At 41.7% G+C, this 25,021-nt stretch carries 22 protein-coding genes; 13 read left to right on the top strand and 9 right to left on the bottom strand.

What is annotated here, in order from left to right; genetic code table 11:
* Window positions 1–260: 260 nt before the first annotated feature.
* From E5A76_RS05225 to E5A76_RS05205, 5 genes are all read right to left on the bottom strand, one after another.
* Window positions 261–2,039 (bottom strand): bifunctional molybdopterin-guanine dinucleotide biosynthesis adaptor protein MobB/molybdopterin molybdotransferase MoeA, encoded by a 1,779-nt coding sequence (locus tag E5A76_RS05225; protein ID WP_161118300.1) that lies wholly within the window; start codon window positions 2,037–2,039, stop codon window positions 261–263.
* On the bottom strand, window positions 2,026–2,619 hold the full coding sequence (mobA, locus tag E5A76_RS05220; RefSeq protein WP_161118299.1) for a molybdenum cofactor guanylyltransferase MobA: 594 nt from the start codon (window positions 2,617–2,619) through the stop codon (window positions 2,026–2,028). Before mobA ends, E5A76_RS05225 begins: the two co-directional genes overlap by 14 nt.
* Window positions 2,606–3,316, bottom strand: a complete 711-nt coding sequence (locus tag E5A76_RS05215; RefSeq protein ID WP_161118298.1) for an ATP-binding cassette domain-containing protein — start codon at window positions 3,314–3,316, stop codon at window positions 2,606–2,608. The genes mobA and E5A76_RS05215 overlap by 14 nt, the downstream gene beginning before the upstream one ends.
* A 14-nt stretch (window positions 3,317–3,330) precedes the next feature.
* Entirely contained in the window at window positions 3,331–4,032 is a 702-nt protein-coding gene (locus tag E5A76_RS05210; RefSeq protein ID WP_161118297.1) for an ABC transporter permease, read from the bottom strand.
* Between the two features lie 124 nt (window positions 4,033–4,156).
* Complete coding sequence (locus E5A76_RS05205; RefSeq protein WP_161118296.1) at window positions 4,157–4,978, bottom strand: substrate-binding domain-containing protein; 822 nt, start codon at window positions 4,976–4,978, stop codon at window positions 4,157–4,159.
* A 261-nt stretch (window positions 4,979–5,239) separates the two neighbouring features.
* Between E5A76_RS05205 and E5A76_RS05200 the strand changes: the two genes are divergently transcribed.
* Together E5A76_RS05200 and E5A76_RS05195 are read left to right on the top strand one after the other, a co-directional pair.
* Window positions 5,240–6,700, top strand: a complete 1,461-nt coding sequence (locus E5A76_RS05200; RefSeq protein ID WP_053989767.1) for a sigma-54-dependent transcriptional regulator — start codon at window positions 5,240–5,242, stop codon at window positions 6,698–6,700.
* A 59-nt stretch (window positions 6,701–6,759) separates the two neighbouring features.
* Window positions 6,760–8,754, top strand: a complete 1,995-nt coding sequence (locus E5A76_RS05195; RefSeq protein ID WP_053989799.1) for a sensor histidine kinase — start codon at window positions 6,760–6,762, stop codon at window positions 8,752–8,754.
* Between the two features lie 483 nt (window positions 8,755–9,237).
* Here the strand turns inward: E5A76_RS05195 and pbpG are convergent, their stop codons facing one another.
* On the bottom strand, window positions 9,238–10,134 hold the full coding sequence (gene pbpG, locus E5A76_RS05190) for a D-alanyl-D-alanine endopeptidase (protein ID WP_161118295.1): 897 nt from the start codon (window positions 10,132–10,134) through the stop codon (window positions 9,238–9,240).
* 599 nt (window positions 10,135–10,733) lie between these two features.
* Here pbpG and E5A76_RS05185 point away from each other — a divergent pair.
* The gene (locus tag E5A76_RS05185; RefSeq protein WP_053989765.1) at window positions 10,734–11,207 is read left to right on the top strand and encodes a hypothetical protein; all 474 of its coding nucleotides are present in this window, start codon (window positions 10,734–10,736) and stop codon (window positions 11,205–11,207) included.
* A 94-nt stretch (window positions 11,208–11,301) separates the two neighbouring features.
* Here E5A76_RS05185 and E5A76_RS05180 read toward each other — a convergent pair whose 3' ends face one another.
* Together E5A76_RS05180 and fdhD are read right to left on the bottom strand one after the other, a co-directional pair.
* Window positions 11,302–12,213, bottom strand: a complete 912-nt coding sequence (locus E5A76_RS05180) for a helix-turn-helix transcriptional regulator (protein ID WP_053989764.1) — start codon at window positions 12,211–12,213, stop codon at window positions 11,302–11,304.
* Entirely contained in the window at window positions 12,214–13,098 is an 885-nt protein-coding gene (gene fdhD, locus E5A76_RS05175; protein WP_060989354.1) for a formate dehydrogenase accessory sulfurtransferase FdhD, read from the bottom strand.
* Between the two features lie 311 nt (window positions 13,099–13,409).
* Here fdhD and E5A76_RS05170 point away from each other — a divergent pair, with 311 nt between their 5' ends.
* From E5A76_RS05170 to cobB, 10 genes are all read left to right on the top strand, one after another.
* Window positions 13,410–13,904, top strand: coding sequence for a DUF3305 domain-containing protein (locus E5A76_RS05170; RefSeq protein WP_008987016.1), 495 nt, complete (start codon window positions 13,410–13,412; stop codon window positions 13,902–13,904).
* Window positions 13,894–14,577 (top strand): DUF3306 domain-containing protein, encoded by a 684-nt coding sequence (locus E5A76_RS05165; RefSeq protein WP_161118294.1) that lies wholly within the window; start codon window positions 13,894–13,896, stop codon window positions 14,575–14,577. The genes E5A76_RS05170 and E5A76_RS05165 overlap by 11 nt, the downstream gene beginning before the upstream one ends.
* Before the next feature lie 294 nt (window positions 14,578–14,871).
* The gene (locus E5A76_RS05160; protein ID WP_161118293.1) at window positions 14,872–16,527 is read left to right on the top strand and encodes a 4Fe-4S binding protein; all 1,656 of its coding nucleotides are present in this window, start codon (window positions 14,872–14,874) and stop codon (window positions 16,525–16,527) included.
* 9 nt (window positions 16,528–16,536) lie between these two features.
* On the top strand, window positions 16,537–17,154 hold the full coding sequence (locus tag E5A76_RS05155) for a TorD/DmsD family molecular chaperone (RefSeq protein WP_161118292.1): 618 nt from the start codon (window positions 16,537–16,539) through the stop codon (window positions 17,152–17,154).
* Between the two features lie 99 nt (window positions 17,155–17,253).
* Window positions 17,254–17,448: a twin-arginine translocation signal domain-containing protein gene (locus E5A76_RS05150; protein WP_008987020.1), complete on the top strand. Its 195-nt coding sequence runs from the start codon at window positions 17,254–17,256 to the stop codon at window positions 17,446–17,448.
* Between the two features lie 13 nt (window positions 17,449–17,461).
* Window positions 17,462–20,320, top strand: a complete 2,859-nt coding sequence (locus tag E5A76_RS05145) for a formate dehydrogenase subunit alpha (RefSeq protein ID WP_008987021.1) — start codon at window positions 17,462–17,464, stop codon at window positions 20,318–20,320.
* 11 nt (window positions 20,321–20,331) lie between these two features.
* Window positions 20,332–20,949: a formate dehydrogenase FDH3 subunit beta gene (gene fdh3B, locus E5A76_RS05140; RefSeq protein ID WP_053989758.1), complete on the top strand. Its 618-nt coding sequence runs from the start codon at window positions 20,332–20,334 to the stop codon at window positions 20,947–20,949.
* Between the two features lie 92 nt (window positions 20,950–21,041).
* The gene (locus tag E5A76_RS05135; protein WP_053989757.1) at window positions 21,042–22,097 is read left to right on the top strand and encodes a formate dehydrogenase subunit gamma; all 1,056 of its coding nucleotides are present in this window, start codon (window positions 21,042–21,044) and stop codon (window positions 22,095–22,097) included.
* A 183-nt stretch (window positions 22,098–22,280) separates the two neighbouring features.
* Complete coding sequence (locus E5A76_RS05130; RefSeq protein ID WP_161118291.1) at window positions 22,281–22,787, top strand: type II secretion system protein; 507 nt, start codon at window positions 22,281–22,283, stop codon at window positions 22,785–22,787.
* A 142-nt stretch (window positions 22,788–22,929) separates the two neighbouring features.
* The gene (cobB, locus tag E5A76_RS05125) at window positions 22,930–23,649 is read left to right on the top strand and encodes a Sir2 family NAD+-dependent deacetylase (protein WP_161118290.1); all 720 of its coding nucleotides are present in this window, start codon (window positions 22,930–22,932) and stop codon (window positions 23,647–23,649) included.
* Window positions 23,650–23,726: 77 nt separating this feature from the next.
* On the opposite strand, the gene potD is transcribed toward cobB, so the two are convergent.
* Window positions 23,727–24,785 (bottom strand): spermidine/putrescine ABC transporter substrate-binding protein PotD, encoded by a 1,059-nt coding sequence (potD, locus tag E5A76_RS05120; protein ID WP_053989754.1) that lies wholly within the window; start codon window positions 24,783–24,785, stop codon window positions 23,727–23,729.
* Between the last annotated feature and the right edge of the window lie 236 nt (window positions 24,786–25,021).

The following is a 25,021-nucleotide window of genomic DNA, read 5'->3' as shown; positions in this document are numbered from 1 at the left end:
TGTTTTTTTTTTCTGAATAATCAGAAAAATCGATTTTTGACGTGTAGATCGATAAATTATTCTGTATCATCATGCGCACTAAGCATATGGAAATCTTTTGTTACATATTTTAATAAAATGAAAGATTCAAATGACTTCTAAACGTGTAGAAGACTGGAACAAAATAAGTAGCATGGAAGCTGCAAAAAATAAAAAAAGCCAAGCTAAATCATTTAGCTTGGCTTAATTATTTGTCAAATCGATAGGTTTATCGATAAGTGTTATACACGTACATCAAGTGGGATAATCGTTACTTTATCACCAATCTCTGCATTTTCTTGCTCTGGTAATATTTCAATTAAGCAGTTTGCTTCACTCATTGAACGTAGAATTCCTGAACCTTGCGAACCTGTACTTTTCACCACTAATCGACCATTAGCATCGAAACTGGATATACCACGAGTATATTCAGTACGTCCTGGGCGAGAGCGTAGCGTCTCTGTCGCAATCGCTTGATGGGTTTTAGGTTGCCAATTCACAATTCCTTGTTGTTTACGAATAGCAGGCTCGACAAATTGTAAAAACGCCACCATCACAGCAACTGGGTTACCCGGTAAACCAAAGAAAGGCACATCACCAATAGTACCAAAGGCAAGTGGTCGACCTGGACGCATATTGATACGCCAGAAGTTGATTTGACCTAACTTATCAAGAACAGTTTTGATGTAATCCGCATCACCGACTGAGACGCCACCTGATGATAAGATCAAATCGGCTTGGCTGCTTGCCTGTTGTAAGGTTTTTTCAAGAGATGCTTCGTTATCATCAATAATACCAAGATCGACCACGTCACAGCCTAACTTGGTCAGTAGCGCGTACAATGTGTAGCGGTTTGAATCGTAAATACAGTTAGGCTTTTGTTGCTCACCCGGTTGCTGTACTTCATCGCCAGTTGAGAAAATCGCAACACGAATAGGTTTGTTGATGGTGATTTTATCAATACCTAATGAGGCAACCATGCCTAACTCGGGTGCTGTAATTGTTGTACCAGCAGACACCGCAACTTGACCTAATGCTAGATCTTCACCAGCTTGACGCACGTTTTGACCAGCTTTGATTTTACCCATAGCAAGATTAAACGTGACCTTGTCACCTTCTTGGTTTGCTTGCTCACGCATAATGACTGTATCGGCACCTTGTGGCACGGGAGCACCTGTCATAATGCGTACTGCTTCACCTGCTTGTAGGGTGTTATCATAGCTATGGCCTGCCAACACTTGACCTACAACATGGTAGTTTTCACGATCGAGATCATCGCCACGAATCGCATATCCGTCCATTGCTGAATTGGTATGTTGTGGCACGTTAACTGGCGATAAAATGTCTTGTGCGACAATTTGTCCTAATGCTTGGTGAAGGCTTACGGACTCGCTGTTGTTTAATGGTTTGATTTGTTCAAGAATTTTTTCACGACCTTGAGCAACCGATAACATGCCTGTTGGATTAATATCGCTACAGCTTAATGTTTGTGCTTCAGGATTTGCACTTTTGTGAGCGTAATCAATAACGAAATCTGTAATTTGGTCAAGATTGTTAATATCCATTTGTGGCAAGGCACTATCAGCAGGGATATTGGCAGCAATAGCAATAATATTAGCGTCTTCTGGATGTAACCAAGGTTTACCGATTTCTTCTCGGTGTAGTTCAATTTTAGGGAAATCGAGCTTTTTAAAACCTTCCACCAAAATCAGATCTAATTGGGTTTGATCCAATTGGCTCAGCAAATAGGGAAGTTGGGCTTCTTCTTCTGGCGTTTCTGTTACTAATGCACGACGGTAACGGGAAGAGATCAACATTTGGCTTGCCCCCGCTTTACGTAAGCGGTAACTGTCTTTGCCTTCTTGGTCGATATCAAAATTATGGTGGGCATGTTTAACCACGGCTACACGCAATCCACGCTTGACCAACTTAGGTAACATGGCTTCAAGTAAGGTGGTTTTTCCGGTTCCACTGAAAGCGGCAAAGCCTAGTAGAGGTAGCGAGGCGTTAATTTGACTCATGTAGCACTCCAAATTGAGAGAGTTCTTCAGGGGTATTTAGGTTAACGAAGGCATTAGGTTGATCACTAAAATCCACCGTTATCATGTTGCATTGGCGATAAAGTAAGATGATTTTACGATCGCCATTGGCAAGAAAGGCTTCAAGCTTGGGTAAGATCCGACGATGCATTAACGTTACAACGGGCTGAATATGCTCTCCATTGTGGGCTACGGCAATATCTGTATTTTCATCACAGGCATTTGCCATTCGCTTAACTAAATCATGGGGCAGTTGTGGGCAGTCACAAGGGACGAAACCGATCCAATCATTATCAATGGTAGATAAAGCGGCATGCATACCGCCTAATGGACCGGGATAGTCTTTAATCGTATCACCAAACACGTTACCGAATCGGGAGTAACGTTCTTGGTTACGATTAGCGTTAATGGTGATATGCGAGGTTTGTGGCTTCAGCGTTTCGATAACATGTTGAATTAATGGCTTATTAGCCAGCTCTATTAACCCTTTATCATTGCCTCCCATGCGGCTGGCTTGGCCACCCGCTAAGATGACCCAATGGGTTTGTTCAGGCGTAGGCATAGTTATTCTTGCTATCCTTATCTTGTTTAACAAGCTGCAGATCTGCACGCTCAATCAATTTTGTGTCATTAATTGTCCACTGGCGACGGCATAACGCAGTTAGTTCATTATGCTGGTGGCTAGTGATCACAAGGCTTGAACCTCGTTCTAATAAATCTTTTGCCAGTACGACTTGGCGACTGATGGATTCTTTATCCATGCTTGCACTGGATTCATCCATCAAGAGTACACTTGGCTTTAATACCCATGCACGTGCCATCGCAACACGTTGGCGTTCACCGCCAGATAAAACAGAAACGTGTTCATCTGCAAGGGTCTCTAATCCTACCATTCTTAAGGCGTTAATGGCTTCATTTCGACGCTGTTGGCGATCACGAACGATGTATTTTAAGCCATAACAAACATTATCAAACACTGTGCCATCAAACATATACGGTGTTTGGTGCATGTAGATAATCCCGTTTTGGTAACAACCACCAAATATGCGACTTAACCAATGCTGTTGAGTGTTGAGTTTTCCTGTTGTCGGTTTTTGTAACCCTGCAAGGACTTTTAGTAGGGTGGTTTTACCTACACCATTATCACCGGTTAAATACACCGCATCCTGTGGCTCAAGCTTTAACTGAGGAATATGAAAAAGTAAGCGATGTTTAAAACGAACTGAAAGATCCGTCGCTTCGATTGAAATATGCGTCATATCAATGCCCCAGCTTAGTTGGTACGCAAGTGGGCTTTGCCACGAGAGATTGATAAAATAAAGTTTAGACCGAGAGCGAGAATTAATAAGACCATTCCCAAGGCGACACCTTGTGCAAACGCACCTTTAGAGCTTTCCAATGCAATGGCTGTCGGAATATTTCGTGTTGAATTTAAGATGTTGCCACCAACCATCATTGAACAACCCACTTCTGTAATAATGCGGCTGAACGAAGCGACAATGGCGGCTAATAATGGAAAACGGCTTTCCCACATTAAGCTCATTAATGCGCGTGGATAACTCGCACCTAAAGAAATCGCAGTTTCCCATGCTCGACGATCGCTGTTTTGAAACGCAGCGTGCATCATCGAAATTAAAATAGGTAAACAAATTAAGATTTGTCCTAACACCATGGCATGTTGGGTAAATAGCATTTGCCAATCACCTAATGGACCAGAACGAGAGAGCAACATATAAAGCAATAAGCCAATAACGACGGTGGGTACAGATTGCAGTGTATTGATGAATGAAAGGGTGAGCCAACGGCCTGGAAATTTGCCATAGGCAAGGGCGAAGGCAATCAGTAAAGAGGGGATCAATACAATCGCAATAGCTAAAAGAGAGACAGAAAAAGAGACACCCACAATGCCCCATAGCGCACTATCACCACTAAAGAGAAGTTGAACTGCTTGTTGCGTTGTCTGCCAAATATTCATTCTAATTTTTTCTATTAATTAACGGGTTACGCCGAACACATCCTGAGTTAATTATAACAGAAGTCATAACTAGGCAGGATAGTGTTCGGCGTAAAGTACTACAAATCCGAATTAACGGAATGAATTACTGTGTGATTGCATCGGCAACGAATAGTTGCTGACCATGACGTTGGTAATCGTTGATCATGGTTTGTGCTTTAGAATTAACTAACCAGTCGCTGAATGTTTTTGCACCTTGGTAGTTAATATTTGGGTAACGGCTTGGGTTAACTAGAATCACTTGGTAAGGGTTGAATAGACGCTTGTCACCTTGCACCATCATTTCTAGGTTTAGTTTGTTCTCGTAAGCAAGCCATGTACCACGGTCTGTTAGTGTGTAACCTTGTAATTCAGATGCCATGTTTAGCGTAGGGCCCATGCCTTGACCTACTGCTTTGTAACCACCGAAGTTTGGTTCCATTTTAGTTTGTGCCCAAAGGTTCAGCTCTTTCTTATTTGTACCTGAATCATCACCACGAGAAATGAAGACTGAATCGGTTTCAGCAATTTTTACTAATGCATCAGCAACATCTTTGTCGCCTTTGATTTTTGCTGGATCGCTTTTAGGGCCAACAACAATGAAATCGTTATGCATTAATTTACGAGGAAGTACACCGAAACCACCTTCAACAAATTTCGCTTCAGCTTTTGGCGCGTGAGTCATCACCAAATCCACATCACCATTTTCGCCCATACGTAATGCTTTACCTGTACCGGCAGCTAACACTTCAACAGTGTAACCAGTGTCTTTTTTAAACGCAGGAAGCAGGTAATCAAGCAAACCTGAGTGATAGGTGCTAGTTGTTGTAGCTAGACGGATAGTTTTATTTTCGTTGTTATCAGCAGCATGACAAAGACTTGCTGTTGCAAGACCTAGGATAACTAAACTTGTTTTTAAAAAGTTCATAAGGTGTTAGACCCAAAAATGTAAGTAAAAAAATAGGTGGGATATTTTGCTCCCTAAAAGCTTATGCGCTTATAAGCAAATAAAATGCCAGTTTGATTAGTATTTGTGTTATCTATTTATGATTTTTATAATTTATTGATTATTAAGTGTTATCTCGGGTTTTTGGCTTAATATTAATAATCATGCTGAAATCTACTTTGACTTTATTGTCTAGGGTGAGACAAAATGTCGCATCTTTATTATGGGTAATAATGTCTCTATATGTCTGATCTTGAATTAAATGCGCCGTGGACAGCTGTTTCTGTACTAGTTGTTGATGATGAACCGGGTATGCGCGCCATCCTAAAAAAAGCCTTAAGTAAAAAATTCGCTCAAGTGGATACGGCTGGCAGTGTAGAAGAAGCAGAAGAAATTCGTAAACGTTGCCATTTTGATTTATTGATCGTGGATATTAACTTACCGGGGCGTTCCGGTATTGATTGGCATGAAGCGTTTGATCCTACGACACGCCGTAGTGATGTGATCTTTATGACAGGTTATGCGGATTTAGAAATGGCGATTCAAGCACTTCGTGCGGGTGCCTCTGATTTTATTTTAAAACCGTTCAATCTAGAACAAATGATGCAATCGGTGAGCCGTTGTATTGAGCGTCGCTTGGTTGAGCGCCAAAACTTTGCTTTGCAACGCGATGTTGAGCGTAGCTATCCTGTCGATATCATCGGCGATGCTGAAAGCACTCAACGCATGAAAAAGATGATTGCTCAAATTGCACCATCGGTTGCTGCGGTATTAGTGGAAGGTGAATCGGGTACTGGTAAAGAGCTGGTGGCGCGTGCGCTTCATCAACTGAGTAAACGTACAGGTCCTTTTGTTCCTCTTAACTGTGGTGCGATTGCCCCTGATTTGTTGGAAAGTGAATTATTTGGTCACGTTTCTGGTGCATTTACCGGTGCGAAGAAAGGTCGTGATGGTTTATTCCGTGTTGCTAATAACGGCACACTGTTTTTAGATGAAATTGGTGAAATGCCATTATCTATGCAGTCATCACTGTTACGTGCATTAGAGCAAAAAGCGATTCGTCCAGTTGGTGCGGAACGTGAAGTGCAAGTAGATGTACGTATTGTGGCAGCAACAAACCGAAACCTGAAAAAAGAAGTGGAAGAAGGGCGTTTTCGCCAAGATCTGTATTACCGTCTTAACGTGTTAACCATTGAACTACCAGCGTTACGTGAACGTGTTGAAGATATTCCCGCACTTGCACATCATTTTACTCAACAGCTTTCTAAAGATTTAGGCATGAAGCCTATTAACTGGACCCATGAAGATATCCTTGCCATGCAAGCGTATCAGTGGCCGGGTAATATTCGTGAGCTACGTAATATGATGGAACGTTGCATTCTGTTAGGTAAAGCACCTGCGCAATATTGGCAAGAAATTAATGGTGAATTACCCGATGCGGTTGCCAATGCCGTTTCATCAGCTTCTGCATCTAATGTGGATGGTGATGATAAACGTCCGTGTCAGTGCCATGAAAATGGACAAGATCAATATTGTTATCCAACCGATTGGACTCTTAAAGACGTTGAGAAAGCGCATATCATGCAGGTAGTAGACTCTCATGAAGGCAATAAATCAGCGGCAGCCCGTCAGTTAGGTGTGGCTCGTAAAACATTAGAGCGTAAATACAAAGAATGGGCTGAAGAGTCTGCATCATGCGAATAACCAAAGCCTTCACTCATCCTAAAGCCTTTATCTTATTGTGGCTGCGGCGATTTCGTACCATGGTGCGTTATCGTCTGTTGGTGCTGACATCGGTTCCTATCGTTATTACGTTGTTTGCCTTGATCGGCTTAACGTTTTATTGGACGGTGACTTACACTTGGCAAAACGCCTTAATGAATGTACGTGCCGATTTAGCGGTGGCTCATCATAGTATGGAGCTATTGCAGAAAGAGCAGCGTATGGAACTGCATTCAATGGCATCTTCTTATGATTTTCAGTATCGATTACGTTTTGATGAATCAGCATTAAGCAGTTGGGTACGTACTGAAACGAAACAATATAAGTTGGATTTCATTGTTCTGCATCCGGCATCTGCGTTAGGTGAGTTTTCTAAGCAAGAGCGTCATTTATTGTTAGAAGGGAAAGAGCAAACCTTCTTTCAAGTGCTAGATAGCCAAGAGCTGAATACCTTAAATTCCGATCTACCTGCTCGTGCTCAAGTTCCTTTATTAAAAGAACATAAAATTGAACGTAAAGGTTTAGTTAGTCGTAGTTTAATCCCAATTTTTAATCAAGAAGGACAACTACAGTGGATCCTTGATGGGGGGATTCTGCTTAATAACAGTACATCGCTGGTGGATCGCATTCGTGACTTAGTGTTTGCTGAAAATACGTTGCCTGATGGCAGTATCGGTACTGTCACTATCTTTATGAATGATATTCGTATTAGTACGAACGTGCCGCTTGATAGTAAAAATCGTGCAGGTCGTGCAATTGGTACCCGTGTGTCACAAGAAGTTAGTAATGAGGTACTGAAGTTTGGAAAAACATGGGTCGATAGGGCTTATGTTTATGATAGCTGGTATGTCTCAGCTTATGAGCCACTACATGATAATAACGGTCATGTCATTGGCATGTTGTATGCGGGTTATTTGCAATGGCCACTGATCAAGACCTTCTTAACTAACATTATTGAATTAGGTGTCGGTATTGTCTTGGTGCTATTGATTTCGGGCATTTTGGTTTATCGAGGATCTCGTGATTTGTTTCTTCCTATTGAGAAGATTTACCATGTTGCGAAATCAGTACAAATGGGGCTCGATCGCCGTGTTGGGCAATTAGATGTTTGTCCTGATCACGAACTGCAAATTCTCGGTAATCAGTTTGATACCATGCTAGATCAGCTAGAACAGCGTAACCAAGTGATTAAACAAGCGGCATTAGAGCTTGAAGAGAAAGTCGAGCAGCGTACGCATAGCTTACATCAGAAAACTGAAGAACTTGAGCAACATATTAAGTTATTAAATCAAGCGCGCTCTAAGCTGGTGGTTAGTGAGAAACTTGCCGCACTAGGTGAACTCACAGCAGGGATTGCCCATGAAATTAATAACCCACTGGGTGTGATTTTAGGTAACGTCGAGCTGATCCAATTTGAACTTGGTGATAATAAGGTTCAGGTGCAAGAAGAATTAGATGCGATCCATGCACAGATTGATCGTATTCGTAATATCACTCGAAGCTTGTTGCAATATAGTCGCCAAGGCGGAGTACAAAACGAAGTAACATGGCATCACCTTAACCAGATTGTTGAAGAGAGCCTAACGCTGGTACGCTCTGGTACCAAAAAGATGGATGTGGAATTTGACGTCGACCTGCAAGCGAAATGTAGTGTAGAGGTCAATCGCCATCAACTGTTACAAGTGTTAGTTAATCTACAAATGAATGGTATTCATGCGATGGACGATCAAGGACGTTTAAGTATTAAAACGCAGGATTGGCTTGATGATACAAACAAAGTGCAAGGCGCGATAGTGAAAATCATTGATCATGGTTGTGGTATTCCTCAAGAGAACTTAGAACGTATCTTCGATCCATTTTTTACCACTCGTCGTTCTGGTACAGGGCTTGGGTTATCCGTTAGCCAAAGCTTGATTGAAGACATTGGTGGCGAGATTGAAGTAGATTCAGAAGTCGGCAAAGGTACAACGTTTACCGTTTACTTGAGACAAAAAGTCCCAGCGAATAACGATCTTGAATTGATGATGATGTCTTAAACTTGTATTTGAGCTTGAAGTAAAAGCCCCTTGGTATTTTCTTATATTAGTGAAATACCAAGGGGCTTTTTTATGGTTGGAACATAACAGAAAAGATTACATGATAGATAAGCCAACAATGAGGAAGGCTGTTGCGATGAGAGAGACACGGGTAATTAAACCTAAATGGGTAGGGTTGATCATTTCTTGATGCTGCATAGGCGCTCCTTATCATTTACTGTTATTTAAGCATAGCTTAGATGAATAAATATTGGTGTTTTATTGTTATAAAATAAGACTCTATACCTCTTTTTAAGAAGAATGTGAGCTAAAGATCAAATTTAAACGTTTGTGGGATAAATAGATCTCTTTATATACACATATTGATATGTTTTTGATTTAGTTGTGAAGTGATGGAGGACGAGTGGTTTTATTTTCGATCTTTCAGAAACAAAAAAACCAGCAATAGGATGCTGGCTTTTTCGCTTTCATAACTAACAACAATTATTGCGTTAATTCTTTCAGTTTTTTCTGTTGGTAGTACTTAGCATCAGCATTGATTGGCTTACTCTTACCAGTCAATAGCCATTGCTTAATACGGCCTGCATCACCGATTGGCGTTAGCTTACCTTGAGAATCAAGCATCACCATCAGGATTTTCTTACCATCAATAGTCGTTACCATACCTAGACAACGACCAGCTTCATCAAGGTAGCCTGTCTTAGTAACGTTGATTGTCCACTTTTTACCACGTGCTAATGCGTTGGTGTTGGTGTAACCCAGTTTATAGTTAGGCTTACCAAAATACGCTGTATGTACTGGAGATGTACTGTACTTACGAATTTCAGGGTATTTGTAAGCAGCACGTACCATTTTAGCTACGTCAGAAGCGGTAGAACGGTTGTGTGGATCAAGACCTGAACTGTCAACGAAATGTGTATTCGTCATACCCAGAGATTTCGCTTTACTGTTCATTGCTTTGATAAACGCTTTGTAACCACCAGGGTAGTTACCTGCTAGGGTTGCAGCAGCAAGGTTTTCAGAAGACATTAATGCAATGTGAATAGTTTCACCACGGCTTAATGTTGAACCCATACGGATACGCGTGTAAGTGTTGTACATACGTGCTTTGTCAGTAGGGGTAAAAGTCAGTTTTTCATTTAGAGGCAATTTTGCATCTAGCGTCACCATTGCTGTCATCAATTTAGTTAAAGACGCAATCGGCATTTTTACATTGGCATTCTTTTTGTACAGCGTTTTGCCTGTACTTAAGTCAATTACATAATTACTTACTGACGCTGTTTGTAACTTGTTAGGATCCAGCTTACTGGTATTGATGCTAGCCACGGAAGAAAAACTAATGCTAGCAAGGGTGAAAAACAGAATGAAAGCGTTACGCACAACGACTCCTTGGTAATGCTTAGGGGTAATAATAACAGTATTGTTAGTTTACGTATTGTCAGCTTAACAGTGGCTGTTAAGCAAGTCATGTTTATGTAAATACAGCATTTATTTGTTTTATAAATCGCCACTTGAACGATTTACTGAAAGAAACATTATTCAATAAATATATTAATAGTAAGAACAATAAGTACAGTTCTTAAGAAAGTATAAATGAGTCTGAGATATTTAAGATAAAACCGGCTGTTTTGAACCAAAGTAATGATTGCATTTGGTTGTTATCTGATTGCTTCATTATGACTAATGATAGATTTATACATTAGTGAAATAACGGATAACAAATCATTTTGATAGCAAAGCTGTATGTTTATACAAGGGTGAATCAATAAAGAAAACAAAAGGGTTTAGGGGCGTACGATATTGCCATACCGTGTAAAGTGATATCACCTTACGATTTAGAGCTCCTTTTTAAGTGATTTACAAATTCAATGAAATGAGTAATGAAATTAAGCTGGGCAATCCCATTTAACATTATGTATTTAAATTTTTAGCAAAACAAAGTACAATTGCTTGCTTTACAGACAAAAAGCAGAGTAAATATGTCAATACGACCAGCATTGTTAGTTCTTGCGTCTTTACTGTCGTTCTCATCACATGCATTGAACTTTCATGATAAAGATCCTAATGATGAGCTTAAAGATATTAAGCAGAGCATAGAACAAGCACAGAATACCTTGAACTATGAGAGAACCGTAAATGGTGCTGGTCATGCCCCTATGCCGAAAGGCAATAGTGAGAAGCCGTCACGTAGTTATTTCGAGATTGTCTCTTATGATATTTATACTAGCCAAAGTGGAAAACGTGTCATTCAAGCTATGGTGACTAACCATTCTGGTGGCGGTATTTTATTAAAACCTCAGCAAATTAAAGCCTTTTTAAGTGATAACACTTATGTGGAGCCTGTACGTATTGAGCAAGAAGGGCGATTTACACAGGACGAAACTAAGGCTGTGACATTACATTTTGCTGATACCCAAGCATCCATACTGGGTTTAGTACTTCGCTCATACTAGCGATAAAGAAAAAGTAGTTAGCAGATAAAGAAAAGCCCAGATAAAACAATTATCTGGGCTTTATTGTATTTATGTATTTTAGCGCGCTGGTGGCTTAGTTAGCACTCCAGACTTGTTTACCTGTTCGGGCAAAGTTGTAGCCACCTAATTCATGACCATGAGCTTGAACGTCTTCATCAGAGAGAGCTTGTAACAATTGTTGTTGTAGCGTTCTAAAGTAGATGTTCTTAGGGATCACCAATTCAAATGCTTCTGTACAGAGTGGAATGAAGCCTAAACCAAATTCACCTGCAGTACTTTGGCTGGCGCAACCTACATCTGCTTGTCCTCGGGCGATAGATGAAGCCAACTCACGTTCGCTATTACACACATCGGATTGATTAAGCATAGAAAGGTTATAAGCGTGACCGTGTAACCATTCTTCTAATGCGCGCATACTGCCAGCACCTTCTTGACGTAATGCCCAGCGCCAGCGTGAAGAAAGTAATTCAGGTAATTGAATTGATTTTGAATTGACTGCTTCAGCTAAATCTTTACTCACCACTAAACCTTGTTGGCGTTCAAAGGCATGCACCAATACCCAGTTTTTATGACCTTGGTATTGTTGTAATAGGGCTGGATGGCGAAGGCTTGCTTCTTCTGCATTACCCCAGTGAATAGCACACATATCAACATGACCTTTGCTTAACATGGCTAAGCCTTGGCGTGTACCTGTAGAGGTATAACCGACAAGGGCGGTACTGCCTAATTGGTTTGCCATTTTACCCACCACCATTTGTAACAGTGGATCGTCTGAGCCTGCAATTAATAAGCGATCGGTTAATACACCATTATGGCAAGATTCTAATAGCCACTTATCAAGCATGGCTTTAGGGAATAACCATTTGCCTGTGACTTTAGTCGCTGGAAGTAAACCATCATTGGCAAGGGCATAAACTTTCTTTTCATTAAGATCTAAATATTCCGCAACTAACTTCGCGTTCATGAATTCTGGAAAGTCTGCCATTTAGTTTTGCTCTTTATTAGAAGATGATTGAGATGTTTCATTTGCTTGTTCTTGCGAAGCATCAGCACCTTTCACATCAAGAATAAGATTCTGACCGCCGTTATACACTTGGAAACGGTGGCCTTTAGCGCGGGCAATCATAGTAATGCCAAGCTTTTGTGCTAACTCGTAACCCATTTGTGTCGCACCAGAGCGTGATAGCAGCACAGGAATGCCCATTTGCGCCACTTTAATCACCATCTCAGAGGTTAAACGACCTGTAGTGTAGAAAATCTTATCTTCACCAGTTTCGCCTTTAAGCCACATTTCACCGGCTAGAGTATCAACGGCATTGTGACGACCCACATCTTCCACAAAAGAAAGGATCTCTGTACCGCGACAAATCGCACAGCCATGAACGGCACCAGCGGCTTTATAGGTTTCGTTATGATGGGTTAACGCTTCAAGCAAACCGTACAGCATAGATTGCTTCACTTTTACTTGTGGCAGTGTAACGTTTTCTAGCTTCTTCATTACATTACCGTACATAGTGCCTTGGCCACAGCCAGAGGTAACGGTTTTCTTTTCTAACTTTTTCTCTAAGCCATCAGTATTTTCACGGGTGATCACGGCGGCAGAGTTGGTATCCCAGTCAATGATCAGCGATTCAATAGCATCAATATCTTCGATAAAGCCTTGGTTCTTAAGATAGCCGAGCACAAGCGCGGAAGGGCGTTCACCTAATGTCATTAAGGTCACGATTTCAATCCAGTTTAAATACACTGTCAGCGGGTGTTCGCACGCAATTTCTTTAGTCTGAAGATCACCGTATTCATCCATGATTTCCACAGACATCGTCTGCTTAACGGCGGATTTTGTTTTTATGATTTTAGGTAGTTGGCTCATTAGGGTATCCACTGGTTACAAAGAACGTATCGAGATTTCAAATAAGTCCGTCAAATGACACACAATGATACTAAGCTCAATAGGGAGCGTTTGATTGTCTGTATTAAGGCAAATAAGTTTGTCTCACGCTCGTTAAAGCAAATATTGTTCCATATTTGTATAAACATCGATTGTTGGTGGCTGATCAAGGTTGTATTGACGATATTTTGATATGTTATGCCTAATTGGTCTGAATTTTGCTTTATTGGGGCAAGTATTCTCAACGTATCGCGGTAAATGCGTACGGTAAAAGCAAGATGTAAGGGGTAATTGTGCCAGAACAAGCAAAACAAGAGTTACATAAAGACGAAAATGTTTGGCCTATTTATTTTCGACTTCAAGCCGAAGAGAGGAAAGTCGGTCGTTGGACAACATTAGCTTGGTCTATTGAAGATCTTTGCTTAAACGAAAAAGACCGTCCAGAGGTTGAACTTGCGGAAATGGGTGAAGGCTATTACATGATGCCTTTAGAACTTTTCCGTGATGAACGTATGGAATATCGCTTTAACTTAAACGCACAAGATCCGCATTTATTCTTTGTTTGTGCGGAAGAAGATGAACAACTAAAACCAGTATTAATGACGGCAGCTCAAGGTGTTGCAGCACGTTATATGGATGGCGACTATGTTGTATTACATATTCAAATTCCATTACCTATCCAAGTATGGATGGAAGCCTACCTAGGACGTCATGGCGAATTAGAAGAATGTAAACGTCGCGGTGGCGGAAAAGGCAAGAAACAAAAAGGGCGTTCAAGTGGCAACTAATTTTTTTCAACGTTGGTCTAATCGAAAGCTAACAAAAAAAGAAGAAAATGAAACAGTTAGTGAAGAACTAACTACGACAACAACGAATGATGATTCTGCGGTTGTTGAAGCTAGTGATGCTCTTCAAACTGCAAGTGTTCAAGATGAAAATGCCATTGAGCAAACTGAACTCGTTCAACCACAAGAGACAATAGAAGATACTGTATTAACGCATGATGATGCAGATGCCGTGACTTATGACTCTGGTGTGGCTTCTTTTATGAAAGGTTCGGTTGAAAAATCGGTGAAAAAAGCTGCCTTAAGAAAGCTATTTCATTCTGAAGAATTTAATTATATCAGTGACATGGATGATTGCACTGAAGATTACACAAGCATCCAAACACTTGACCCTGCTATTGCAGCACAAATGCGTGGTTGGGCAAATAAAGCGCTAGAAAAAGTAACTGATATTGTTGAAAACTTAGATAGTGATGTCACGACGAATACATCTGAGATAGCGGATAAGGCATTAGAGAATCATGAATTGTCTCCATCCTCTCCAACGTTAACGGGCTCTGAATCGTTAGCGTCTCCAGATACTCGCCAATCAACAACGCTTGTTAAAGAAGCAGATGATGAAGCAACGCTCCCTACAGCGGTTTCGTCTGAAAAAAATTCTACGCAAGACAGTTAATTTTATTTTGTGAGACAAAAAGGGAACTAAAACCTTATTAATCGTTGGGACATTTTGGCGCATTGGGTCTTTTCTACTGCGTCAAAATGTCCTAATGCGGGTGGGTTGAATTATCCATCTCCGACTTTAGTTCCTTTTAGGTCATTTTATTCCGTGAAAAGTTGGATCGGTTATTGCTCTATAAGGGCGAGAAGAAAACGTTAGTTATATTTTATGACTGTTAGGCATTAAGACGTAACCACGTAGCTTCTTCAATCGGCACTGACTAGCGGTGACGGGCAAACAGGAATAAGAATGTTAAAAAGTACACTAGAAGCATTTTCTGATACAAACGGTAAAGCAAGAGCAGCGGCGATTAATGGCACTGTGGAGCTAACAAATTTAATTCCACCTACGGTTACTTATGAGAGCCGTGGGGATTTGTTGATCGTGGGTGGTCAGGAAAACATTACTGCACTTGCTGAACAATTTTCAGAACTGCACAGTGTTACCTTATTGGCGACAGATGCAACTGAAGCGAAAGCAGGATTATCAAATCTTTACTTTAGCCAAGATGTATCAGCAAAAGGTTACCTTGGTGCCTTTGAGGTGACATGTCAGGTTGCAGGTCAATTAACAAAAGCAAACCTAGCAAAAGTGGCTATTGGTCGTGATTGTTTTGACTTGATCCTAGATATGACTGAAAACGGTATTATGTCGTTAGAAATTCCTGCTCCGGGTTATTACGCAGTAGGTAGTCGTAAAGATAAACTGGCCCAGCTGGTGGAAGATTTACCGGCTATGATGGGTACCTTTGATAAACCTAAATACTTTCGTTTAAACCCAGATCTATGTGCACACTCATCTCGTGGTGTTGAAGGTTGTGATCGTTGTTTAGATGCTTGTCCTGCAGGCGCACTAAGCAGTGATGGGGTAGAAATTGCGATTGATCCTTATCTTTGTCAGGGTGTTGGCACGTGTGCTACAGCTTGTCCGACAGAAGCGATCACTTATGCATTACCTGATCCTCAAAATACACAAAACTTTGTTCATCGTGTGATCACGCGTTATAAGCAAGAGGGTGGTGAAAAGCCAACACTTCTTTTTTATGGCAATCGTGATGAGAAAGCGGTGACTCAAGCACTAACGACTTTGCCTTCTTCTGTTATTGCAATTGCACTAGAAGAATTAGCAACAGTGGGTGTGGATACTTGGTTTAGTGCATTAGTTTATGGTGCGCATCAAGTTCTTCTAGCGACGAACACTAAATATATTCCTGCAACGATTGATCGCGTTTTATCTAATGAGCTTGCAATGGCTCAACGTTTCTTAACTGAAATGGGTTATGACGTGGATCGTATTTGTCTGTTCGATTTTAGCGATGTTGAAACTTACGTTCCTTATCAAGAAGCATTAGTTACTCCTGTTTCAGAGGCTTTAACTGGCTCTAAACGTGAAAAACTATTTACTTCACTTGAAATGCTTTACACCGAAGCGAGTACAAAACCAGAACAATCTTCTGTTGTAGAAAAAGCACCTTATGGTTCTGTTTCCTGTGATACCAAAGATTGTACGTTATGTATGAGTTGTGTAGCGGTTTGTCCAACACGTGCATTACATGCTATTGGCGATCGTCCTGGTCTTCTATTTATTGAAGAAGACTGTGTTCAATGTGGTATGTGTGAAAAAGCCTGTCCTGAAAAAGTGATTTCATTAGAACCTCGCTTTAATTGGGATTGGCAAGCACGTAAAGAAGCCAAACTTGTTCATGAAGAACCAGCGGCTTGTTGCATTAGCTGTGGTAAAGCATTTGCGCCTGCCTCTATGGTGAAAATGTTAACTGAAAAGCTTCAAGGGCATTCTCACTTCCAAGGCGATGCAATTCGTCGAATTTCCATGTGTGAAGATTGTCGTGTACGCGATATTTTCGAACAAATGGAAAAAGATCCAGCAAGTCAGGCTCGAGTGTAAGGAACAAAGATGGAAACTGTGGCTATGAATCCAGCTCAAACGTCATTGAATGAAGACGCAGTACTACGTATTGAAATCTATAACATGCTTGCACATTTATTCCGTCAGGCTCCTGATCAGAATGTGCTGACTTTTCTAGCTGATATTGATGTTGATACGGCAAACAACCCTCAACAATCTACTATGGCTGCTGCTTGGCCTTTACTAAAACTTGCAGCAGAGAAAAGCACACCACTTGCGGTTGAAGAAGAATATCAAGATGTATTCATTGGTATTGGTCGCGGTGAAGTTGTGCCTTTTGGCTCATGGTATTTAACAGGGTCATTAATGGAAATGCCTCTGGCTTATCTGCGTCGTGATCTTAAGCAATTAGGATTTGAACGTGATGAGTCAGTTAAAGAACCGGAAGATCATATTGCGGCTTTGCTTGAAGTGATGGCAATGCTAGTTGAAGGCGGCGATGCCCACCTTCAAAAAACGTTCTTTAATCGCCACCTTGCAGAGTGGTGTGAAAAGTTATGTACCGATGTTAAAGCAGCTAACAGTGCAGTTTTCTACACTGCGGTTGGCGAGCTTGCTCTGCAGTTTTTAACTGTTGAGAAAACACGCTTTTTAGAATCGAAATAACCCTATACGTTGCCTGCAACGGTTTCGATTTAAGGCAATAAAATTAAGGCAAAAACCCATCGTTAACGGTTATAAGTTAATGATAAAGGAGCAAACTTTATGAGTGAGCAAAAAACCAATGAAAGCCGTCGCCAGTTGTTAAAAAACATTGGCTTAACTGTGGCTGCTGGTGCTGTTGCTGCGGGTACGACAACAGCGGTACAAGCTGCTGACAAGTCAGAAGAGAAAAAAACAAAAACAACTAAAGGTTATCACGAGACGCAACACATTCGTGATTACTACAACACTTTGTAAGACGGGGCTCTAAATGAAACTTACTAAACGTTCCGATAAAGTGAGCAAAGAAGAAAACCAACTAGGTATTTCTCGTCGTTCTTTTATTCGTAATACATCTTTAGCCGCTGCTGGTGGCGTTGCAGGTGCAAGCATGTTTGCACCAGGTATGATGAAGAAAGCGCAAGCTGCTTCTGAAGATGTGTATGACGCACCTAAAGTGGTTAAACGTACTATTTGTTCACACTGTTCAGTGGGTTGTGGTATTTACGCAGAAACGCAAGACGGTGTATGGACTCACCAGGAACCCGCTTTCGATCACCCTTTCAATGCTGGTGGACACTGTGCGAAAGGCGCAGCACTTCGTGAACATGGTCACGGTGCACGTCGCGTTAAATACCCAATGAAACTTGTTAACGGCAAGTGGAAGAAACTGAGCTGGGAACAAGCTTTAGATGAAGTTAGCCAGCAAGTGCTGAAGATCCGTGAAGAGTCAGGCCCAGATTCAGTTTACTTCCTAGGTTCTGCAAAGCACAACAACGAACAGGCTTACATGTTCCGTAAAATGGTTTCAATGTGGGGCTCTAACAACGTTGACCACCAAGCGCGTATTTGTCACTCAACAACAGTGGCAGGTGTAGCGAACACTTGGGGTTACGGTGCAATGACCAACTCATTGAACGACATGCACAACTGTAAGTCGATGCTGTTCATTGGTTCAAACCCAGCAGAAGCTCACCCAGTAGCAATGCAGCACATCTTGATCGCGAAAGAAACTAACAGCTGTAAGATCGTTGTTGTTGATCCGCGTCGTACACGTACTGCTGCAAAAGCTGATCACTACGTTTCTCTACGTCCAGGTACTGACGTTGCTTTCGTTTGGGGTGTGCTATACCACATCTTCCAAAACGGTTGGGAAGACAAAGAATTCATCCGTCAACGTGTTTACGGTATGGACGAAGTTCGCGCAGAAGTTGCGAAGTGGAATCCAAAAGAAGTTGAGCGCGTTACTGGTGTACCTGAAGAGCAGGTTTACCAAACAGCGAAAATGCTATCTGAAAACCGTCCAGGCTGTGTAGTTTGGTGTATGGGTGGTACTCAGCATACCACTGGTAACAACAACACACGTGCTTACTGTATCCTTGAACTTGCCCTTGGCAACATGGGTAAATCAGGCGGCGGTGCAAACATCTTCCGTGGTCACGATAACGTACAGGGTGCAACTGACTTTGGCGTACTTTCTGACAACCTACCAGGTTACTACGGTCTATCTGAAGGTGCTTGGAAACACTGGGCGCAAGTGTGGGATGTAGACTACTCATGGCTACAAGGTCGTTTCGACCAAAACACTTACAACGGTAAGAAGCCAATGAACAGTGCAGGTATTCCTGTATCTCGTTGGATCGACGGTGTTTTAGAAAACAAAGACAAGATTGAACAGCGCGATAATATCCGTGCAATGTTCTACTGGGGTCACGCTGTAAACTCACAGACTCGTGGTCCTGAGATGAAAACTGCAATGGAAAAACTGGATATGATGGTTATCGTTGACCCATACCCAGGTGTTGCTGCTGTAATGAATGGTCGTACAGACAATGTGTACCTATTCCCAGCAACTACGCAGTTTGAAACATACGGTTCTGTAACTGCAACTAACCGTTCTATTCAATGGCGTGATCAAGTTATCGAGCCGCTATTTGAAGCAAAACCTGACCACGAAATCATGTACTTGCTATCTAAGCGTCTTGGTTTTGCTGATCAACTATTCAAGAACATTAAAGTTGAAAACAACCGCCCACACATTGAAGACATTACTCGTGAATTCAACAAAGGTATGTGGACTATTGGTTACACAGGTCAAAGCCCTGAGCGTCTAAAAGAGCACCAACAAAACTGGCACACATTCAACCGTACTTCTCTTGAAGCGATTGGTGGCCCAGCGAACGGTGAAACTTACGGTCTACCTTGGCCATGTTGGGGTACTCCTGAGATGAAGCACCCAGGTACGCACATTCTTTACGATACATCTAAGACTGTGGCACAGGGTGGCGGTAACTTCCGTGCACGTTTCGGTGTTGAACACAATGGTGTAAGCCTATTGGCTGACGATAGCTACTCATTAGGTTGTGAGCTAGAAGACGGTTACCCAGAATTCACTTCTAAGATGCTGAAGCAACTTGGTTGGTGGGACGATCTAACAGCAGAAGAGAAAGTGGCTGCTGAAGGTAAGAACTGGAAAACTGACCTTTCTGGTGGTATCCAACGTGTGGCTATTAAGCACGGTTGTATCCCTTACGGTAACGCAAAAGCACGTACTGTGGTTTGGACTTTCCCAGATGCTGTACCTGTTCACCGTGAGCCACTATACACGCCACGTCGTGATCTACTTCCTGAGTACCAAACTTGGGATGATAAGGCGCACCTGTTCCGTCTACCAACACTGTACCGCTCAATCCAAGAGAAAGACGTATCGAAAGAATACCCAATTATTCTAACGTCTGGTCGTCTGGTTGAGTACGAGGGTGGTGGTGAAGAAACACGTTCAAACCCATGGCTTGCAGAACTACAACAAGAAATGTTCGTAGAAATTAACCTGAAAGATGCGAACGATCGCGGCATTAAAGATGGCGAGATGGTTTGGGTTGAAGGCGCAGAAAAAGGCCGTATTAAAGTGAAAGCGATGGTAACACCACGTGTTCGCGAAGGCTTAGCATTCTTGCCATTCCACTTCGGTGGTGAATTCGAAGGTGAAAGCCTACGTAGTCACTACCCAGAAGGTTGTGCTCCATACGTTTCTGGCGAAGCAGCAAACACTGCGACAACGTACGGTTACGATCCAGTGACCCAAATGCAAGAAACTAAAACAACTCTTTGTAACATTACTAAGGCTTAAGGAGCTGACCCATGGCACGTCTAAAATTTCTATGTGACACAAAACGTTGCATCGAGTGTAACGGCTGTGTGACAGCTTGTAAAAACGCAAACTCTGAAGCTGTTGGCTGGGGTATTCAACGTCGTCGCGTTGTTACTTTAAACGATGGTCTACCAGGTGAAACATCGATCTCAGTTGCTTGTATGCACTGTAGCGATGCACCTTGTATGGCGGTTTGTCCTGCTGATTGTTTCAGCCACACAGAAGACGGTATTGTTCAACATAACAAAGATCTATGTATCGGTTGTGGTTACTGTCTGTTTGCTTGTCCGTTTGGTGCGCCTCAGTTCCCTAAACAGGAAGCGTTCGCAGAGCGTGGCAAAATGGACAAATGTACTTACTGTTCTGGCGGCCCTAACACTGAACCTGGTTCAGAAAAAGAGCGCGTACTTTACGGTGCAAACCGTATCGCAGAAGGTAAGCTACCTATGTGTGCATCTATGTGTTCTACCAAATCACTACTTGCAGGTGATGCTGAGAAGATTTCTGAAATCTTCAGCAAGCGTGTTGCTGCTCGTGGTGCAAAAGATGCAGGTTGGGCAAGTACTGAAGATCTAGCGTACGACGCTGCAAAAGTACAAAAAGCTTAATCGTCTATTGTTGGGCTCAAGCATGATTTGAGCCCAATTTTAGATCTCGTAGTAACAAAATCTCTGCTCCATTGGGGCAGGCAGGAGCTTTAATGACTAAGCGAATTCAACGCTGGTTAACAGTCTTCGTTACCGCATTAATGATGGCTTTCTCTGTACAAGTAATGGCAGGCGAAGCAACAGCGAATAATGAACAACTAGGCGAATCTGTGGTTAAGAAAGAAGTCATAGGTTTTGCTGGTGCGGATTATTGGCGCGCGGTCAAGGATGGTCAAAAAGGGTATACAACATCAGGTTGGCCTGAGCACGATGTATTGATCAGTGTACCGGGTCAAACATGGTATATCCTAAAAGAAAAATGGATGTCACCACTTGGTGCAATGGCTATTTTCGGTAGCCTATTAATGGTGACATTTGCGTACTTTGTTGTTGGTCCTCTTAAATTAAGTAAGCCAAAAACAGGTCGTAAAATTCAGCGTTGGAGCCGTATGGATCGTGCTCTACACTGGAGTTTAGCATTCACATTCCTAACGTTAGGTTTTAGCGGTTTAACTCTTGTTTACGGTAAACATTTTATTAAGCCTATCGTACCTACAGAAGTGTGGGGCTGGATCATCTACATTGCTAAGCAGTACCACAACTACATGGGTCCATTGTTCGCAATCATTCTTCTTGCTGTCGTTGTTAAGTGGTGGCGCAAGAGTATCTTCAATAAAGTGGATATTGACTGGTTCAAGAAAATGGGCGGCATGGTAGGTAAGCATAAAGGCTCACACCCTAAAGCTGGTTTCTCGAACGGTGGTGAAAAAGCACTATTCTGGTTATTGGCGTTCTTTGGTGTATTCATCGTGATCAGTGGCTTTGTACTGGATTTCCCTATTTTCGACCAAACACGTCGTCATATGGAACTATCTAACCTAGTACACATGATCTCTGCACTTATCCTGATCTGTGGTTTCATTTTCCACATCTATATCGGTCTATTCGGTATGGAAGCGGGTCTTGATGGCATGGTGACAGGTGAAGTTGATGAGACTTGGGCACGTGAACACCACAGTGAATGGTTTGAAGAAGTAAAAGATCTTCCTGAAAACCAACCGGGTTACCGTGAAGCACAGCAAGCAGCGAAAGAATCGACATCGAAATGATGTTCTCTCGTTAACTTGATTGCAAAAACCGACATTCGTGTCGGTTTTTTTATGCATAAAATATGCGTTATTTATATTTTGTTACTTATCGTTATCCGCTCATTATATTAAGTTCATTGTCAATAAAGTAAAATTATGCCAATAAGATATCAATAAATACAACGTGTATATCAGGCATATTAAATGAGAAATAAAGCAGGCTTCACGCTGATGGAGCTGGTTATTGCTATTGTGATCTTAGGTATATTAGCAGTCATTGCTGCGCCTAAGTTTTTAAATATTTCATCCGATACGTATCGAGCAAAGTTGCATGAGCTAAAAGGTTCGATGACAGAAATGTCTCGAGTCATTTATGGCAAAGCAGCCATGCAGGGTATTGAGAATGACAAAACAGGTAAGAAAAGTATAGAAGGGATTGCTATTTGGGGAGGGTACCCTAAAGCAATATATAAAGGGATTGGATTAACCATTACCGACTTCAATCAACATTGGGCGTTTAACCAAGATAAAACAGGTTCAACGTCACATAATGGTGGTGAACGTGCATTTGTTGCAACATTTCTAAAGAAACTCAATATTAAAGACAAAGATGATGTTGAGAAGATTAAAGCAACCAACTGTTATTTAAGTTACAAAGAAAATAAAACAGGTGGTGAGCCAACAATCACTATCATTGATTCGGGATGCTGATCTTGATGTCACAATGACAATAGTATTACACCGTTTTGTAGGGAGAAATCACGCATAAGTAAGATCCTAGATTGTTAGGGTTAAATTCGATGTATATCAGTGCTATAAAGGTATTATTGATATCGATAAAAAGGATGTTCTTATGCTTTTCCCCTACAAAAATATTGTCGTACTAACGGGTGCGGGCATCTCTGCTGAATCGGGCATTCGAACCTTCCGTTCTGAAGATGGCTTATGGGAAGAACATCGTGTAGAAGATGTTGCCACACCAGAGGGCTATCATCGTGATCCTGAGCTTGTACAGCAATTTTACAACGCACGACGTGCACAAATCGAAAACGGCTCTGTAGCGCCTAATGCGGCTCATATTGCGCTTGCTAAACTAGAACAAGAGTTAGATGGCAAAGTAACGATTGTTACTCAGAACATTGATAATTTGCATGAGCGGGCAGGGAGCAAAAACGTGATTCACATGCATGGCGAGTTATTAAAAGCCCGCTGTTGTGAGTCAGGGCAAACTGTAGAGTGGTATGGAGATTTGAATACCAGTGATCATTGTCATTGCTGCCAAATTCCAGCACCTATGCGACCTGATATTGTCTGGTTTGGTGAAATGCCAATCGGTATGGATAGAATCCACGACGCGATTGTACAGGCGGATTTGTTCATTTCTATTGGCACATCAGGCAATGTCTATCCAGCGGCAGGTTTTGTTCATGAAGCCGCCTTACAGGGTGCTCATACCATTGAATTAAACCTTGAGCCTAGTAACGTTGAAAATGAATTTGAAGAAAAGCGTTATGGTAAGGCTTCAGCGTTGGTTCCAGCTTATGTAGAAGAGCTCCTTAACGCACAGAAATAACAACCTTGATATTTTGAATGGATAATAAAAAACCGAGCACTTGGCTCGGTTTTTTTGTATGTAACTATGAGCGGCTATTACTCGCCAGCTTTTAGTTTTTGGAAGTATTCTTCGTAAACTTCAGTCATAGGACCAACACTGTTCTGCCATTCACCTGCATCCATTACAGATTGTGGTGGGTAGATGCTTGGATCGTTCACGAAGTCTGCTGGAAGTAGTTTCTTAGCAGCAGCAACTGGTGTTGGGTAACCAATTTGTAGTGCGATCTTTGCAGCGATGTCTGGACGTAGTAGGAAGTTGATCATCTTGTATGCATTATCGATGTTCTTCGCATTCTTAGGAATAGAGATGTTATCCATCCAGAAGATTGCGCCTTCTTTTGGCCATACGATGTCGATTGGAGCGCCATCTTTACGTGCCATGTAAGCAGAACCATTCCAAAGCATACCTAGTGATGTTTCACCAGCCATGTATGGGTTAGCAGGGTAGTCTGAGTTAAATACTAATACGTTTGGCATTAGTTTCTTTAGCTCTTCGTATGCAGCTTTGATTTGCTTAGGATCTTCAGTGTTACCAGAGTAGCCAAGCTTACGTAGCGCAACGTGGAATACTTCACGCGCATCGTCCATCATCATTAGCTGACCTTGCCACTTAGGGTCCCAAAGATCTGCCCAGCTAGTGATTTTAGATTTGTCGATCATATCAGTGTTAACACCGATACCTGTTGCGCCCCAGATGTAAGGAACAGAGTAATCGTTGTTAGGATCGAAAGGTTTGTTCAAGAAGTTAGGATCGATACCAGCGAAGTTAGGGATTTTCGACTTGTCGATTTTCTGAATCATACCTTCTTTACGCATCTTTGATACGTAATAAGTAGAAGGAACGATAAGGTCGTAACCTTTATCGTAGGTCTTTAGCTTGGCGTACATGGTTTCGTTCGACTCGTAAGTCGAGTAGATAACTTTAATGCCTGTCTCTTTCGTAAACTCTTCTAGTACATCAGCAGGGATATACTCAGACCAGTTGTAGAAGTACAGTTCATTAGATTTCGTGTTGTTGTCTGCAGCGGTAGCAACGTTTGAAAACATTGACATTGCACATGCAGCACCGGCCATTAGTAAAGACCATTTTTTCATTGTGTTAGCTCCTAACTAAACAGGATATCGAGAGTGTTCTCTAGCGGTTTTGACCGCCTCTCCTAATTGTTTTGTTTATGCGTTACGTTATTGTCGTAAAAGCAAAAACTGATGTTAACTGTAAAACAGAATGATTATAGCAGAGAATATTCGTCGACCACATCACAAAAAAACACAAAAATCGATGTTAAATCGCTCTATCATATTGATATATAACATGCATGATAACTAAATAA

This window comes from Photobacterium lucens (assembly GCF_009873615.1).
Lineage (GTDB): Bacteria > Pseudomonadota > Gammaproteobacteria > Enterobacterales > Vibrionaceae > Photobacterium > Photobacterium lucens.
Note: the sequence above shows the minus strand (reverse complement) of the source record. Positions and strands in the feature narration are given on the sequence as shown.

What these genes read in the sequence shown, in the direction of transcription:
- potD (WP_053989754.1), bottom strand. Translation starts at nt 24,785, where the DNA reads ATGAAAAAATGGTCTTTACTAATGGCCGGTGCTGCATGTGCAATGTCA.
- E5A76_RS05180 (WP_053989764.1), bottom strand. Translation starts at nt 12,213, where the DNA reads ATGGCAGACTTTCCAGAATTCATGAACGCGAAGTTAGTTGCGGAATAT.
- E5A76_RS05135 (WP_053989757.1), top strand. Translation starts at nt 21,042, where the DNA reads ATGACTAAGCGAATTCAACGCTGGTTAACAGTCTTCGTTACCGCATTA.
- E5A76_RS05145 (WP_008987021.1), top strand. Translation starts at nt 17,462, where the DNA reads ATGAAACTTACTAAACGTTCCGATAAAGTGAGCAAAGAAGAAAACCAA.
- E5A76_RS05215 (WP_161118298.1), bottom strand. Translation starts at nt 3,316, where the DNA reads ATGACGCATATTTCAATCGAAGCGACGGATCTTTCAGTTCGTTTTAAA.
- cobB (WP_161118290.1), top strand. Translation starts at nt 22,930, where the DNA reads ATGCTTTTCCCCTACAAAAATATTGTCGTACTAACGGGTGCGGGCATC.
- E5A76_RS05130 (WP_161118291.1), top strand. Translation starts at nt 22,281, where the DNA reads ATGAGAAATAAAGCAGGCTTCACGCTGATGGAGCTGGTTATTGCTATT.
- E5A76_RS05185 (WP_053989765.1), top strand. Translation starts at nt 10,734, where the DNA reads ATGTCAATACGACCAGCATTGTTAGTTCTTGCGTCTTTACTGTCGTTC.
- E5A76_RS05160 (WP_161118293.1), top strand. Translation starts at nt 14,872, where the DNA reads ATGTTAAAAAGTACACTAGAAGCATTTTCTGATACAAACGGTAAAGCA.
- E5A76_RS05195 (WP_053989799.1), top strand. Translation starts at nt 6,760, where the DNA reads ATGGTGCGTTATCGTCTGTTGGTGCTGACATCGGTTCCTATCGTTATT.
- E5A76_RS05210 (WP_161118297.1), bottom strand. Translation starts at nt 4,032, where the DNA reads ATGAATATTTGGCAGACAACGCAACAAGCAGTTCAACTTCTCTTTAGT.
- E5A76_RS05150 (WP_008987020.1), top strand. Translation starts at nt 17,254, where the DNA reads ATGAGTGAGCAAAAAACCAATGAAAGCCGTCGCCAGTTGTTAAAAAAC.
- E5A76_RS05225 (WP_161118300.1), bottom strand. Translation starts at nt 2,039, where the DNA reads ATGAGTCAAATTAACGCCTCGCTACCTCTACTAGGCTTTGCCGCTTTC.
- E5A76_RS05200 (WP_053989767.1), top strand. Translation starts at nt 5,240, where the DNA reads ATGTCTGATCTTGAATTAAATGCGCCGTGGACAGCTGTTTCTGTACTA.
- fdh3B (WP_053989758.1), top strand. Translation starts at nt 20,332, where the DNA reads ATGGCACGTCTAAAATTTCTATGTGACACAAAACGTTGCATCGAGTGT.
- E5A76_RS05155 (WP_161118292.1), top strand. Translation starts at nt 16,537, where the DNA reads ATGGAAACTGTGGCTATGAATCCAGCTCAAACGTCATTGAATGAAGAC.
- fdhD (WP_060989354.1), bottom strand. Translation starts at nt 13,098, where the DNA reads ATGAGCCAACTACCTAAAATCATAAAAACAAAATCCGCCGTTAAGCAG.
- mobA (WP_161118299.1), bottom strand. Translation starts at nt 2,619, where the DNA reads ATGCCTACGCCTGAACAAACCCATTGGGTCATCTTAGCGGGTGGCCAA.
- E5A76_RS05205 (WP_161118296.1), bottom strand. Translation starts at nt 4,978, where the DNA reads ATGAACTTTTTAAAAACAAGTTTAGTTATCCTAGGTCTTGCAACAGCA.